Source organism: Halorussus vallis, assembly GCF_024138165.1.
In the GTDB taxonomy this organism is placed as follows: Archaea; Halobacteriota; Halobacteria; order Halobacteriales; family Haladaptataceae; genus Halorussus; species Halorussus vallis.
This window is the reverse complement of the sequence record NZ_CP100000.1, coordinates 2,501,460-2,515,023: the sequence shown is the minus strand read 5'-3', so window position 1 is coordinate 2,515,023 and position 13,564 is coordinate 2,501,460. Positions and strand designations below refer to the sequence as shown.

The window sequence follows — 13,564 nt, the reverse complement described above, 5'->3', positions numbered from 1 at the left end:
CCACTTTCACTTTCACTCCGGAGATACAGAGCTTTTTATACTATGCGGCGCTAACCAGTCAAGTGTCTCCCACAGAAAACGAAGCGGAGACGGATACGACATGAGCGATGTGCACCAGCACGCCCAAGAGATACGCGAACAGTTCTCCGACCATTTAGATATCACCGTCGAGGAGGTCGAGGAGCGCCTCGACAACCTCGTGAACGAATACCGCGTCCCCGTCGACGAGGCCCGCCGGAGCGTCGTCAGCCACTACCTCGACGAGGCCGGACTCGAACGCGACGAGATCCGGACCGGTGGCGGCGGCAACGAGGAGGTCAACGTCGAGGACGTCGACCAGGACGAGATGTGGCTCGGCCTCACCGCGAAGGTCGTCGACCTCTGGGAGGCCCGGAGCGACGCCGTCGGCCAGGTCGGCCTGCTCGGCGACGAGACGGGCACCATCAAGTTCACCAAGTGGGCCGACTCCGACCTCGCGGAACTCGAGGAGGGGAAGGTCTACAAGTTCGGTAACCTCGTCTCCGACGAGTACCAGGGCGACTACTCGGTGAAGCTCAACCGCACGACCACCATCGAGGAACTCGACCAGGACATCGAAGTCGGCGACAACAGCGAGGAAGTTATCGGCGCGCTGGTGGACATCCAGAGCGGAAGCGGGCTCATCAAGCGCTGTCCCCACGAGGACTGCACGCGCGTGCTCCAGAACGGCCGCTGTTCGGAGCACGGCGAGGTCGAAGGCGAGTTCGACCTCCGCATCAAGGGCGTCCTCGACGACGGCGAGGAGGTCCGGGAGGTCATCTTCAACAAGGAGGCGACCGAGGAGTTCACCGGCATCGGCCTCCAGGAGGCACAGGACATGGCGATGGACGCGCTCGACACGACCGTCGTCGCCGAAGAGATGCGAGAGAAGACCCTCGGCCGCTACTACAAGGTCGCCGGCCCGACGATGGGGCGGTACCTGCTGGCCAACGACGTCGAGACGATGGCCGGTCCGGCCGATGCGGAGGACGTTCTCATCAAAGCGAGGTCGATGTAAATGAGTGGAGCACCCATGCGAGAGGTCGCCCGCCGCGTGTTCGCGGGCGAGTTCAACGACGCGACGCACACGTTCAAGGAATCAGACGAAGAGCGCGCCCCCGTCTACGCGCTGCTGCCGACCGGAGAGCGGGCCAACCGCATCTTCTTCGTCGGCACGCTGACCGAAACCGAGGACATCGGCGACGACAGCGAGTACTGGCAGGGCCGGGTCGTGGACCCGAACGGCGACCCGTTCTTCGTCTACGCCGGCCAGTACCAGCCCGAGGCCGCGAGCATGCTGCGCGAACTCGAACCGCCTGCCTACGTCGCCATCACCGGCAAGCCCCGGACCTACGAGACCGACGACGGCAACATCAACGTCTCCGTGCGTCCGGAGTCGATCACGGAGGTCGACGCCGCCACCCGCGACCGCTGGGTGGTCGAAACCGCCGAGCGCACGCTCGACCGCATCGCGCGGTTCGACGACGACGGTAACGAGTACGCCCGGATGGCCGAGGAGCAGTACGACCTGCCGCTCGACCAGTACCGCGACCTCGCCATCTCGGCGCTCGAGAGCCTCGACGGCACCGACGGCGGCGAAGGCGCTGCGAGCGACGACGCAGCCAGCGACGAGGACCAGACGGAGCTGGAGGGCGACGCCGACGCCGAATCCGACGCCGACGCCGACGGGGACGGAGACGCGTCGGCGGCCGAATCCGAAGCCGAGCCGGAAGCCCAGCTGTAGGCGCGGCTTCGGAGGAATCGACTGACGAACGACTTTCGGGGGTGGATGGGAGGAGAGCACGCGACGTAACCGCGAGAGAATCGGCAGATAAACAGCCCAGCATCCGCGCTTCGAAACGCGCCCGGGTGGGACCAGCACCCGAACGCTGGGCGTGCCCCAAGTTCGAGCAGCCCAATGTCTACGGATACGCCACGATTACAAGAAAGTACCGGGACCGTGACCGGGCCCCACCGCGGCAGCGACAGGGCCGGCGAGTACGACCACTGCTACTGGCGGTGCGAGCGGTGCGGCCTGGAGACGACCGACCCGCGGATTCGCGAGGGATGTTTCAGGTGCGAGGCGCGCAAGGTTTCCGAAGGAAACCGCGCGGGCCTCGAAGAAGCGAGCGGCGAAGCCGCGAGATGCGAGGCGCGCGGTAAAGCCACGAACAGTGAGGCGAGCGACGAGGGGGACGATGCCCGACGAGCGTAAGTCGCCCAGCGGCGGGTGGCGCGAGGTCTACCGCGAGATGGACGCCGACCCGAACGCCGAGGAAGCCGTCGCTCCCTGCCCCGACTGCGGGCGGGCGTGCGAGAGCCTCGTCGCGGACGCCTACGAGTGTCCGGAACACGGCATCTTCCGATGGTCCGCGGCCGCCGACCGGTCGACGGCCGACGAGTCCGAGAGCGCGGAGAACGGCCCGAACGAGAGCGAGGGCGACGGCCGCCGCGAGGAACCGTCCGACGACCCGCACGAAGCGACCCGCGAACGAGCGCCGTGGACCGCCGACTGAACTGACTCACTCGGTGCCGCGGCGGAGCAACATCGCGATGCCGCCGCCGCCACCGATACTCATCCCGACGACGCCGAGTTCGTCGTCGTCGTCGGCCATCGCGTGGGCAAGCGTCGCCGTCAGGATGCCGCCGCTCGCGCCGATGGGGTGGCCGAGCGCGACCGCCCCGCCGCGGGGATTGTGCTTCTCCATCGGAATTTCGAGGCGGTCGCGGACGTACACCATCTGGGCGGCGAACGCCTCGTTCAACTCGAAGACGTCGACGTCCGCGACCGACAGGTCGTTGTCGTCGAGCAGTCGCTCGACCGCATCGCCGACAGACATCCCGAACCACTTCGGGTCGCGGTAGGCGACCGCGTAGTCCTCGACGCGGGCGAGCGGTTCTAACCCCTCCGACTCGGCGACCTCGGCGTCGGCGAGCAGCGCGCACCCCGCGCCGTCGCTCAGGTCCGAAGCGTTGCCCGGAGTGATGGTCCCGTCCTCGCGGAACGGAGTCGGCAGGTCGGCCAGCGCCTCTACGCTGGTGTCCGCCCGCGGCCCCTCGTCGCGCTCGACGGCCTCGCCGTCGACCGCTTCGACCGGAATCACTTCGTCCTCGAACAGGCCGTCCTCGACCGCCTCGACCGCCCGCTCGTGGCTGGCGAGCGCGTACTCGTCCTGGGCTTCTCTGGATATCTCGAAGCGTTCGGCCAGGTCCTCGGTGAGTTCACCCATGTGGGCGTCGTACTGCATGTCCCACAGTGAGTCCCTGATGAGGGCGTCGACCAGCGTCGCGTCGCCGAGTCGCTTGCCCCGGCGGGTGTCGGGCGCGAGGTAGGGCGCGTTCGACATCGACTCGGTGCCGCCGGCGACGGCGACGTCGGCACGGCCGGCCACGATGCGGTCGACCGCGAGCGCGATGGCGCGCAGGCCGGACCCCGAGGCCTCGTTGACGGTCGTCGCGGGAAGGTCGTCGGGCAGGTCGGCCGCCAGGCCGACCTGCCGGGCCGGAACCTGGCCGACGCCGGCCTGCACGGCGTTGCCGAGCGCGAGCCAGTCGACATCGTCTTCGTCGACCTCCGTCCGCTCGACGAGTCCCCGGACCGCCGTGGCGCCGAGTTCGACCGCGGAAACGTCGGCGAGCGCGCCGAGAAACGAGCCGTGGGGCGTCCGCGCGGCGTCGACTATCAGTGCATCTGTCATGGCCGGGGTAAGCCAAGCCGGTTCATAGAAATGATGGCCGCAGGAGTCGGGCGGCGACGGTCGTGGCGACCGTCGCCCCACGACCGTCGCACGCCGACTACGCCAGTTCCGCGCCGAGCGCCTCTTCGACGCGCTCTTCGAGCATCCCCGACCACACCAGCGCGTCCGCGCGCTCGATGTCCTCGTGTATCGGTCGGTCCTCGACCAGCGGCGGCACCGCGTTCCGGACCGCCTCGTAGGCGGCCGCGGTGCCGACGCCGTGGGCGAGGTCCTCGGGGAGGAACTCCGCGGCCTGGGCGCCGCAGAGCAGTTCGATGCCGACGACCGAGATCGCGTTCTCGACCGCGCCGCGCGCGTCGAACGCCGACTGGGCGCTCATGCTCACGTGATCCTCCTGGTTGCCGCTGACCGGCGTGTTGTCCATCGAGGGTCGGCCGGTGGCGCGGTTCTCGTTGACCAGCGCGGCCGCGGTGTACTGGGCGATCATGTAGCCCGAGCGCAGGCCGCTGCCCTCGGTCAGGAACGCCGGGAGGTGCGGTTCCTGGACGTTCGGGTTGAGCATCCGGTCGACCCGTCGCTCGGAGATGGCCGCGAGTTCGGTCACAGCGTTGGTGAGGTAGTCCAGCGGCATCGCCAGCGGGTCGCCGTGGAAGTTGCCGCCCGACAGCACCGCGGCGTTCTCGGTGCCGCTGGCCCGGTCGTCGGCGTCGGCGGCGTCGAAGATGAGCGGGTTGTCGGTCGCGCTGTTGAGTTCGACTTCGACCGCCTCGCGGAGGTGCGCGACCGCGTCCCGGACCGCGCCGTGGACCTGGGGCAGGCACCGAATCGAGTAGGCGTCCTGAACCCGGTCGCAGTTGCGGTGGGACTCGACGACCTCGGAGTCGGCGGTGAGGCGCTTGACGTTGCGCGCACTCTCGGCGTGACCCGCATGGGGGCGCACCCGGGCGATGGACTCGTCGCAGGCGGCGGTGGTGCCCATCGTCACCTCGGTCGTGAGCGCGCCGGCCACGTCGGCGGCCCGAATCGCGCGCTCGGCGTCGACCACCGCGAGCGCGGCGAGGCCGGCCGATAGCTGGGTCCCGTTGATGAGCGCCAACCCCTCCTTCGCGCGGAGTGTCAGGGGGTCGAGGTCGGCGGTCGCAAGCGCCTCCGCGCCGTCCATTCGCTCGCCGTCGACATCGGCCTGACCCTCTCCAACGAGTACCAGCGCGAGATGCGCGAGCGGCGCGAGGTCGCCGCTCGCGCCCAGACTCCCGCGGGACTTGACGACCGGATGGACGCCCTCGTTCAGCATCGCGGCGAGGTGGTCGACGACCACCTCCCGGACGCCCGAGTAGCCCTTGACCAGCGCGTTGATTCGGCCCAGGAGCATCGCTCGGACCTCCTCGCGGGTCAGTTCGCGGCCCGCGCCCGCGGCGTGGCTCCGGACGAGGTTGAGTTGGAGTTGCTCGATGTCCTCGGGCGGGATGCGCTCGTCGACGAGTTCGCCGAATCCGGTGTTGAGGCCGTAGACGACCTCGCCGCTCTCGACCACCTCCTCGACGCGCTCGCGGGCGGTCCGGACCTTCTCGCGGGCCGACTCCGGAATCGCCACCGGGACATCCTCGCGGGCGACCGCGGCCACGTCTTCGGGGGTGAGGTGCTCGCCGTCGAGACGGACCGGTTCGGAACGGTCACTCATCTCGGATCACCGCTCCGTCGCGACAGACCACCTCGCCGCCCTTCAGCACGGTTTCGACCGCGTTGACGCCGAAGTTGTACGGGACGTGGACGTAGCTCGGCGCGTCGAGCACCGCGAGGTCGGCGGGCGCACCCTCCCGGAGGGTGCCGACCGGTTCGGGGCGGTCGAGCGCCTTCGCGGCGTTCGTCGTGGAGGCGACCAGCGCTTCGGCGGGGGTCATCCCCATCTCGACGCACGACAGCGCGGCGGCGAACCCCATGCTCTGGCTGTAGCAGTTGGGGTTGAAGTCGGTCGCCACCGCGACCGGCGCGCCCGCGTCGAGGAACGCCCGCGCGTCGGCGTAGGCCGCGCCGAGGCCGAAGGCGGTGCCCGGAAGCAACACTGGGACTACATCGTTCACGACCAGTGCGTCGACGTCCTCCTCGGTCGAGTGGAGCAGGTGGTCGGCGCTGGTCGCCCCGACCTCCGCGGCGAGTTGCGTGCCGCCGATGTGGGCGAGTTCCTCGGCGTGGACCTTCGGGGTCATCCCCGCGTCCGTCCCGGCCTCCAGCACGCGCCGGGACTGCTCGACGTCGAAGACGCCCTCCTCGCAGAACACGTCGCAGAACTCCGCGATACCCTGCTTTGCGACCGCGGGAATCTGCTCGTCGACGACCTCGTCGACGTAGTCGTCGGCGTCCCGGCCCTGCGGCACCGCGTGGGCGCCCATGAACGTCGGGACCACGTCGAGGGGATGTTCGCGGTCGGCGCGGTCGATGACCTCCAGCATCCGGAGTTCCGTCTCGGTGTCCAGTCCGTAGCCCGACTTGACCTCGACCGTCGTGGTGCCGTGGGCGAGCATCGCGTCGAGGTGCCCGAGCAGATTGTCGAGCAGTTCCTCGTCGCTCGCCTCGCGGGTGGCCCGGACGGTCCGGAGGATGCCGCCGCCCTCCTCGAGTATCTCCTGGTAGGTCTTGCCCCGGAGTTTCGCCTCGAACTCGTCGGAGCGGTCGCCCGCGAACAGCGCGTGGGTGTGGGGGTCGACGAACCCCGGAATCACGGCCTTGCCCGAGGCGTCGACGGCGTGCTCGGCGTTCTCCGGCGGATACTCCCGGGTGACCGGGCCGGTCGCGCCCACGCGGACGACCTCGCCGTCCTCGACGGCGACCGCGGCGTCCTCGTAGATGCCGAGTTCTGGGCCGTTCTCGCGCTCGCCCGCTTCCAGCGTGACGACCTGGGCGGCGTCGTGGACGACCGCCGTGAGGTCGCTCATCGGCGGTCACCCCGCGGACCGGAGGAGCGGTCGTCGGCGTCTCGTCCGCCCTTTCCGTCCGAATCTCGGCGCTCGCTCGACGCGCGAGCGCGCGTCGAGCGAGCGCTCAGCATGTGTGCGACCGCACGCGCACCCGCGGTCGCGGTCAGGTTCGCGGTCCCGCCTTCGAGCGGCGGCGCGCACTCGACGACCTCGAAGCCGGCGAGGCGGTCCTCGCTCCCGAGAAGGCGGAGCATCCGGAACAGCTCTCTGGTCGTGAGTCCGCCCGGCGTGGGCGCGCTGACGCCCGGCGCGGCCGAGGCGTCGAGCACGTCGAGGTCGACGCTGACGTAGACGCGGTCGACGTCGCCCATCGCCTCTATGGCTCTGTCGGCGGCCCCGACCTCGTCGTCGCCGACCTCCTCGGCGGTGACGACCTCGCCGCCGCGCTCGGCGACGTAGTCGGCGTAGGCGGTGGAGGTCTCGAAGTGGCGCGCGCCGACGCAGGCGTAGGCGTCCAGGCCCGCCTCGTACAGTTGGCGGTAGGGCGTCCCGCTGGTCGGGTCGCCCCGGACCTCCCGGACGTCGAGGTGGGCGTCGAAGTTGACGACGCCGAGGCTCCCCGACTCCAGCAGGGGCGCGGCGTTCGGGAACGTCATCGAGTTGTCGCCCCCGAGGAAGACGGGGAACGACCCCGCGTCGTGGACCTGTTCGGCGACCGTCCGCACTCGCCCCTGGAGGTCGGCGACCGACTCGGGGTCGGCGTCGCCGAACGTCACGTCGCCGAGGTCGGCGACCGACCGCACCGGACCGGCGTCGAAGTGGTGGGTCTTGGTGCCCGCGAGTCGCTGGCGGAGCGCCGCGGGGCCTTCGGCCGCGCCCTTCCGGCCGATAACCGCCCGGTCGAACGGTTCCCCCACGAGTACGGCGTCGTAGCGGTCGGCCTCGTCGATACTGGCGAGTTCGACGACGTGGCCGAACTGTTCGTCGTTAGTGTCGTTTGAAGTGCCCATCCATTCCTGAGTGTGTGTGAACGCGGTCATTCTTGCTCGCGGTCCCGCATCGGTACTGCGACGCCCGACGACTCGGCTTCGTCGACGGCCTCGTCGTACCCGGCGTCGGCGTGGCGGATCACGCCCATACCGGGGTCCGTGGTGTAGACGCGCTTCGCTTTTTCGGCGGCTAGGTCTGTGCCGTCCAGCACCACGTGATTGTTGGTGTGGAGCGCGTTGCCGATGCCGACCCCGCCGCCGTCGTGGACGCTCACGATGTCGGCCCCCGCCGCGCAGTTGAGCAGGGCGTTGAGGATGGGCCAGTCGGCGACCGCGTCCGACCCGTCCTTCATCGCCTCTGTCTCGCGGTTGGGGCTGGCGACGCTCCCCGCGTCGAGGTGGTCGCGGGTCACTACGACCGGGGCCGAAATCGTTCCTTCGGCCACGAGTTCGTTGATGCGGAGCGCGAACTTCGCGCGTTCGGTGAGGTCGTCCTCGCCCTCGGCCTGGTAGCCCAGCCAACACACTCTGGAGGGCAAGCCCTGGAACTCGACCTGTTCCTGGGCGAGGTCGATCCAGCGGTGGAGGTGGTCCTTCTCGGGGAACAGTTCCTTGACGGCCTCGTCGGTCCGCCGGATGTCGTCGGGGTCGCCCGAGAGGGCGGCCCACCGGAACGGCCCCTTCCCGCGGCAGAATAGCGGCCGGATGTACGCCGGCACGAAGCCCGGGAAGTCGAAGGCGTTCGTCAGGTCGCGGTGTTCCTGCACCTGCCCGCGGATGTTGTTGCCGTACTCGAAGGCGATGGCGCCCTCGTCCTGGAGGTCCAGGATGGCCTGCACGTGACGTTCCATCGTGTCGAGGCTCTCCTCGACGTACGTCTCGGGGTCGTCCTCGCGGAGTTCGTCGGCCTCCGCGACCGAGTAGCCCGAGGGGTAGTAGCCCTCGAGTTCGTCGTGGGCGCTGGTCTGGTCGGTGAGCACGTCGGGGACGAAGCCGCGTTCGAGCATCCCCTCCAGCATGTCGGCGGCGTTCATGTGGACGCCCACGGAGTAGGCTTCGCCAGCCTCGGCGGCTTCCTCGGCCTTCTCGATGGCCTCGTCCAGGTCGTCGGTCTTCTCCTGGCAGTACCCGGTGTCGATGCGGCGGTCGATGCGCTTCTCGTCGACCTCCGCCGCGATGCAGACGCCGTGGTTCATGGTGACGGCGAGCGGTTGAGCGCCGCCCATCCCGCCGAGGCCGCCCGTGACGGTGATTTTGCCCCGGAGGCCGTCGTCGTCGGGGTAGTGCTGTTCGGCGAGTTCCGCCAGCGTCTCGTAGGTGCCCTGAATGATGCCCTGGGTGCCGATGTACGCCCACGACCCGGCGGTCATCTGGCCGTACATGATGAGCCCCTTGGCTTCGAGTTCGTGGAAGTGCTCCCAGTTGTCCCACTTGCCGACGAGGTTGGAGTTGGCGATGAGCACCCGCGGGGCCAGTTCGTGGGTTTCGAACCGCCCGACCGGTTTGCCCGACTGGACCAGCAGGGTCTCGGTGTCACCGAGGTCCCGGAGTTCCGCGAGGATGGCGTCGTACGCGTCCCAGCTACGGACCGCTCTGCCAGTCCCGCCGTACACCACCAGTTTCTCGGGCTTCTCGCCGACCTCGGGGTCGAGGTTGTTGTTCAGCATCCGGAGCGCGGCCTCCTGGCGCCACCCCTCGCACTCGATGTCGGTGCCGGTCGGCGCGCCCTGGTAGTCGTACCACTGCTCGCTGGGTTCGCCGACGCCGTGGACCGCCGCGTCGTCCTCCTCGGTTTCGGCGTCGGTGGGTCCTCGCTCTTCCTCCTCGGTTTCGTCTGCGCGTTGTTCACTCATGGCTCTGTTCGAATTCGGGCGCGAGACGCAAATAGCCCGATACCGCCGTGTGGAGGGTGTTTTAAATATATCCCCGCCCTAACGGTCGCGCATGTACGAGGCGCTCCTCGGCATCGAACAACCGAGCGCGTACGCCGAGGCCACCGACGGAACCGACACGACGGTCGAACTGTGGTGCAACGACCACTGCGACCTGCTCCACGTCGGCGGCGAGGCGGCCGACGCGGTGGTCGACCACGTTGAAGCGGCGGTCGGCGTGCGCGAGCGCATCGCGGAGGGCGACGACCGCCTGCTGGTCACCGACTCGTGTCTCAAGGAGCAGGGCGGCTACGACCCCATCGAGTCCATCCTCGCGGAACACGACTGCCTGCTGGTGCCGCCGCTCCGGTACGCCGACGGCGCGAAGTGGTGTCGCGTGCTGGCGCTCAACCCGGCCAGTCTGAGCGCCGTCTACGGGGAGGTGGCCGACGAATATCCAGTGACGGTCAAGTCGAAGCGGGAGATAACGTCGGTGGCGGCCGACCGACCGCTACTCACCCTCGACACCGCCTTGCCGGACCTCTCGCCCCGCCAGCGCGAGGCGCTGTTGACCGCGGCCGAGTCGGGTTACTACGAGATTCCTCGCGAGATAACGACCGAGGTGGTGGCGGCCGAGATGGGCATCGAACGCCGGACCCTCGAAGAGCACCTCCGGCGGGCCGAGAACAAACTCGTCGCCGCGCTCGCGTCGTACCTATAACAGACCGAGCGCCGCGACGAGGTGGGTCATCCCGGCGACGACCGGCACCAAGATGACGGTCCGCATGACGAACAGCGCGACGAGGTCCCGGAACCGGATGGGGACGTCGCTGAACATGTCCATTATCATCGGGCCGACGCTGGAGAAGAAGATGAGCTGTGACACCGCCAGCACCGCGACGAAGAACTTCGCCTTCGGCGCGGCATCGGCCGCCAGCAGGACGGGGACGTACATCTCGGTGATGCCGACAACGACCGCCGGCGCGATGGTCTCGGCGCTCGGCAGGCCGAGCGCCGCGAGGACCGGCGCCAGCGGCGCACCGAGGATGTCGAACGTCGGGGTGTACCTGGAGAGCAACACCGCCGTCAGGCCGACCGCGAGGATGGTGCCGAGGATGAGGCTGGTGAGCTTCACGCCGTCGACGAACCCGCGCTTCGCGGCTTCGAGGAACGTCTCGCCCTCCTCGGCCTTCCCGACCGCCTCGCTGAGCGCGAGTCGCACGTAGTCGTCCGGCGACCCCGAGAACGCCATCTCGGGGTCGGGTTCGGCGATGTACTCCGGCGGCATCGTGCTGATGGGCGGCACCCGCACCAGGATGACGGCGCAGAGCACGACGCAGACGAAGTACGCGAGGAAGATGACCGGGAACAGCCGGAGCATCCCGAGCGTGGCGGCGACGACGCCGACGAAACCGATGCTCACCGTCGAGAAGCAGGTCGCGATGGTGAACACCTCGCGCTTGTTGTAGCCGCCGCGCTCGAAGACGTTGCGGGTGACGTAGAGGCCGACGCTGTACGAACCGACCCACGACGCGAGGCTGTCGAGGGCGGCCCGGCCGGGCACCCTGAACAGCGGCTTCATCACCGGTCGCGCGAGCGTGCCGACGAACTCCAGGCCGCCCAACTCGACGAAGATGGTGATGAACACCGCGCCGATGGGGATGATGACGCCGACGCTGTACACCAGCGTCGTCCACATGAACCCGCCGATGCCGGGCTCCCAGAGCTTGTCCGGACCCGCGTGGAAGAACATCACGGGCGCCAGCAGCGCGCCCGCGACCCGGAGCGCCCAGAAGACGAGCGAACTGTCGAAGTAGTCGAGGTCGACGGGGCCGAGTTCCTCGACGCCCAGTTTCGCCAGCGTGGTCAGCGCCGCGCCGGCGACGATTATCGTCAGCGCGTAGACGCCGACGGCGTCGGGGAACGTCTCGGTGATGTACGACACCGCGATGTCGAACGGAACCGTGATGCTCCCCTCCCACTCGACCGGCAGGAGGAAGAAGAACGCGCCCACCGCGAACGCGACGACGAACTTGACCACCGGTCGGGCGTCGAACTCGTTCAGGTCGACGTCGTCGATGCGCTTCGCGGACGGTTCGGTGTCGACGGTCCAGGTTTCGCCTCTCTCGGTAGACATTGACATTCATAGATGGCAGTCGCCTATGAGTCTACCCCCGCCAGTGGGAGGGTGCATTATGACGGCCGGAGCCGAGGGTCGGCCGTCCGTTCGCTTTTTAGGAGTGGGTTGCCAACTGTCTGCGATGCTCACCGCTCGCATCAGCGTCCGATACCCCGACGACTGGACCGAGGAGATCGGACGCCTCGGCGTCAGCGGCGACATCTACACCGCGACGCTCCACCAGCGGGAGTACATGGGACTAATTCGCATCCGCGGCGAGCGACTGGACGAATCGCTCGAACTCATCCGGGAGGCGCCGTACCACGAGAGCGTCGAGGTCGTCCAGCACGACCGCGCCGGCGCCGCATCCGCCGGGGACGCCGCCACGCGGTCCGGCGCCGTCTCGGCGTCGGACCGCAGTAGCGAAGGGCGCGCGAGCGGGGACGAAACGCCCGCGGGCGGCCCCCGGGCGCGCCGCGACGAGCAGGCGACGGTGCTCGTCACCGCCCACCTGAAGGAGGAGACGCCGTTCCTGGTGATGCTCGAACACGGCTACATGCCGCTGGACCCGACGACGCTGAAACACGGCCGGGAGTTCTTCGACCTCATCATCCGGTCGCGCGACCGACTGTTCGACCTGGTCGAACTGCTCGAACCCGTCGGCGACGTCCAGATAGAGCGCGTTCGCCCGCAGGTCGAGACGCCGACGCTCCCGAGTCAGGTCGCCTGGAACGAACTCCTCGGGGACCTGACCGACCGCCAGTTCGAGGCGCTGTCGCTGGCGGTCGAGTCGGGCTACTTCGCGGTACCGCGCGAGGCGACGCTCGCCGACGTCGCCGACGCGATGGGCGTCCGAAAATCGACCGCCGGCGAGCATCTCAGGCGCGCGCTGGGCCACGTCGCGGCGTTCGTCGTCGAGCACCGGTCGTGAACGACCGGGAATGACTACTTAAATGGCCTCACAAATGCGGAGTCACGGTTACGACCGAACGATGACATAGAAACGCATAGCCATGCCAGGTAATCTCAGTCGCCGGTCGTTGCTCAAGGGAGCGGGCGCGGCCGCCGCCGGAACCGCGACGGGAACCGCGGGGTGTCTCAGCCTCGTCGGCAGCGGCAGCGGGAAGTCGCTGACCGTCTCCTCGAAGAACTTCACCGAACAGTTCATCCTGAGCCAGATCAGCATCCAGATGCTGAAGTCGGCGGGCCACCAGGTCGAGAGCAAGACCGGACTCGGCGGGTCGCCGGCGAACTTCAAGGCGGTCAAGAACGGCGACTCCACCCTCTACTGGGAGTACACCGGAACCGCGTGGTCGTCGATTCTCGGCAAGAACTCGGTCATCAGCGACCCCGAGAAACTGTACCGGAAGGTCGACAGCGCGTACAACAGCAAGTACAACATCGACTGGCTGGAGCGCGCGCCGTTCAACAACACCTACGTCATCGTAGCCAACCCCTCGTGGGCGAACGAGCACGGCATCAAGGACTTGAACGACCTCGCGAAGCACGTCAAATCCGGCAACACCGACTTCTCGGTCGCGATGAACCCCGAGATCAAGCGCCGTGAGGACGCCTGGGCGGGACTCCCCGACACCTACAACTTCGCGCAGAAGGCCGACGGCATCGAGACGGTCAGCATGAAACTCGGCCTGGCCTACAAGGCGGTCAAGAGCGGCGAAACCGAACTCGGCTTCGGCTTCAACACCAATCCGAAGATCAAGAAGTTCGGACTTCAGGTGCTCGAAGACCCGAAGAACCACTTCATCATCTACAACCCCGCGCCTAACGTCCGGAAGAAGGCGCTGGACGACTCGATGCGGAAGACGCTGAACGAGCCAACCTCGAAACTCGACACCGAGACGATGCGCTCGCTGAACGCGAAGGTGAGCATCGACGGGAAGGACCCTAAGCAGGTCGCGAAGAACTTCCTGAAGGAACACGGGTTCGTCTAACC

13 protein-coding genes are annotated in these 13,564 nt (G+C 68.3%); 7 read left to right on the top strand and 6 right to left on the bottom strand.

What is annotated here, in order from left to right; genetic code table 11:
- Positions 1-100: 100 nt before the first annotated feature.
- The 4 genes from NGM07_RS12725 to NGM07_RS12710 all read left to right on the top strand — a co-directional run bounded on the left by NGM07_RS12725 (position 101) and on the right by NGM07_RS12710 (position 2,534).
- On the top strand, positions 101-1,036 hold the full coding sequence (locus NGM07_RS12725; protein WP_253512069.1) for a replication factor A: 936 nt from the start codon (positions 101-103) through the stop codon (positions 1,034-1,036).
- Positions 1,037-1,762, top strand: coding sequence for an RPA family protein (locus tag NGM07_RS12720; RefSeq protein ID WP_253512066.1), 726 nt, complete (start codon positions 1,037-1,039; stop codon positions 1,760-1,762).
- Between the two features lie 216 nt (positions 1,763-1,978).
- Positions 1,979-2,233 carry a DUF8118 domain-containing protein gene (locus tag NGM07_RS12715; protein WP_253512064.1) on the top strand — a complete coding sequence of 85 codons (255 nt, stop codon included), beginning with the start codon at positions 1,979-1,981 and terminating at the stop codon, positions 2,231-2,233.
- Entirely contained in the window at positions 2,217-2,534 is a 318-nt protein-coding gene (locus tag NGM07_RS12710; RefSeq protein ID WP_253512061.1) for a hypothetical protein, read from the top strand. Before NGM07_RS12715 ends, NGM07_RS12710 begins: the two co-directional genes overlap by 17 nt.
- Positions 2,535-2,540: 6 nt before the next feature.
- Here NGM07_RS12710 and NGM07_RS12705 read toward each other — a convergent pair whose 3' ends face one another.
- The 5 genes from NGM07_RS12705 to hutU all read right to left on the bottom strand — a co-directional run bounded on the left by NGM07_RS12705 (position 2,541) and on the right by hutU (position 9,473).
- Complete coding sequence (locus NGM07_RS12705; protein ID WP_253512058.1) at positions 2,541-3,716, bottom strand: thiolase family protein; 1,176 nt, start codon at positions 3,714-3,716, stop codon at positions 2,541-2,543.
- Between the two features lie 97 nt (positions 3,717-3,813).
- The gene (gene hutH / locus NGM07_RS12700) at positions 3,814-5,397 is read right to left on the bottom strand and encodes a histidine ammonia-lyase (RefSeq protein ID WP_253512056.1); all 1,584 of its coding nucleotides are present in this window, start codon (positions 5,395-5,397) and stop codon (positions 3,814-3,816) included.
- Positions 5,390-6,649, bottom strand: a complete 1,260-nt coding sequence (gene hutI / locus NGM07_RS12695; protein ID WP_253512053.1) for an imidazolonepropionase — start codon at positions 6,647-6,649, stop codon at positions 5,390-5,392. The genes hutH and hutI overlap by 8 nt, the downstream gene beginning before the upstream one ends.
- A complete protein-coding gene (hutG, locus tag NGM07_RS12690; protein ID WP_438267712.1) occupies positions 6,646-7,671 on the bottom strand; it encodes a formimidoylglutamase in 1,026 nt (341 codons plus the stop codon). The genes hutI and hutG overlap by 4 nt, the downstream gene beginning before the upstream one ends.
- Entirely contained in the window at positions 7,668-9,473 is a 1,806-nt protein-coding gene (gene hutU / locus NGM07_RS12685; protein ID WP_253512048.1) for a urocanate hydratase, read from the bottom strand. Before hutU ends, hutG begins: the two co-directional genes overlap by 4 nt.
- Before the next feature lie 91 nt (positions 9,474-9,564).
- On the opposite strand from hutU, the gene NGM07_RS12680 reads away from it, so the two are divergent.
- The gene (locus NGM07_RS12680; RefSeq protein ID WP_253512046.1) at positions 9,565-10,212 is read left to right on the top strand and encodes a helix-turn-helix domain-containing protein; all 648 of its coding nucleotides are present in this window, start codon (positions 9,565-9,567) and stop codon (positions 10,210-10,212) included.
- On the opposite strand, the gene NGM07_RS12675 is transcribed toward NGM07_RS12680, so the two are convergent.
- Positions 10,207-11,628, bottom strand: a complete 1,422-nt coding sequence (locus NGM07_RS12675) for a YjiH family protein (RefSeq protein ID WP_253512044.1) — start codon at positions 11,626-11,628, stop codon at positions 10,207-10,209. The two genes, NGM07_RS12680 and NGM07_RS12675, sit on opposite strands and share 6 nt — an antisense overlap.
- A 124-nt stretch (positions 11,629-11,752) precedes the next feature.
- On the opposite strand from NGM07_RS12675, the gene NGM07_RS12670 reads away from it, so the two are divergent.
- Both NGM07_RS12670 and NGM07_RS12665 read left to right on the top strand, forming a co-directional pair.
- Positions 11,753-12,541, top strand: a complete 789-nt coding sequence (locus NGM07_RS12670; protein ID WP_253512042.1) for a helix-turn-helix domain-containing protein — start codon at positions 11,753-11,755, stop codon at positions 12,539-12,541.
- An 82-nt stretch (positions 12,542-12,623) separates the two neighbouring features.
- Complete coding sequence (locus tag NGM07_RS12665; RefSeq protein WP_253512041.1) at positions 12,624-13,562, top strand: ABC transporter substrate-binding protein; 939 nt, start codon at positions 12,624-12,626, stop codon at positions 13,560-13,562.
- Positions 13,563-13,564: the final 2 nt, after the last annotated feature.

Excerpts from the sequence above, each read along its gene's own strand:
- NGM07_RS12725 (WP_253512069.1), top strand. The coding sequence starts at position 101 with ATGAGCGATGTGCACCAGCACGCCCAAGAGATACGCGAACAGTTCTCC.
- NGM07_RS12720 (WP_253512066.1), top strand. The coding sequence starts at position 1,037 with ATGAGTGGAGCACCCATGCGAGAGGTCGCCCGCCGCGTGTTCGCGGGC.
- NGM07_RS12710 (WP_253512061.1), top strand. The coding sequence starts at position 2,217 with ATGCCCGACGAGCGTAAGTCGCCCAGCGGCGGGTGGCGCGAGGTCTAC.
- NGM07_RS12705 (WP_253512058.1), bottom strand. The coding sequence starts at position 3,716 with ATGACAGATGCACTGATAGTCGACGCCGCGCGGACGCCCCACGGCTCG.
- hutH (WP_253512056.1), bottom strand. The coding sequence starts at position 5,397 with ATGAGTGACCGTTCCGAACCGGTCCGTCTCGACGGCGAGCACCTCACC.
- hutI (WP_253512053.1), bottom strand. The coding sequence starts at position 6,649 with ATGAGCGACCTCACGGCGGTCGTCCACGACGCCGCCCAGGTCGTCACG.
- hutG (WP_438267712.1), bottom strand. The coding sequence starts at position 7,671 with ATGACCGCGTTCACACACACTCAGGAATGGATGGGCACTTCAAACGAC.
- hutU (WP_253512048.1), bottom strand. The coding sequence starts at position 9,473 with ATGAGTGAACAACGCGCAGACGAAACCGAGGAGGAAGAGCGAGGACCC.
- NGM07_RS12680 (WP_253512046.1), top strand. The coding sequence starts at position 9,565 with ATGTACGAGGCGCTCCTCGGCATCGAACAACCGAGCGCGTACGCCGAG.
- NGM07_RS12675 (WP_253512044.1), bottom strand. The coding sequence starts at position 11,628 with ATGTCTACCGAGAGAGGCGAAACCTGGACCGTCGACACCGAACCGTCC.
- NGM07_RS12670 (WP_253512042.1), top strand. The coding sequence starts at position 11,753 with ATGCTCACCGCTCGCATCAGCGTCCGATACCCCGACGACTGGACCGAG.
- NGM07_RS12665 (WP_253512041.1), top strand. The coding sequence starts at position 12,624 with ATGCCAGGTAATCTCAGTCGCCGGTCGTTGCTCAAGGGAGCGGGCGCG.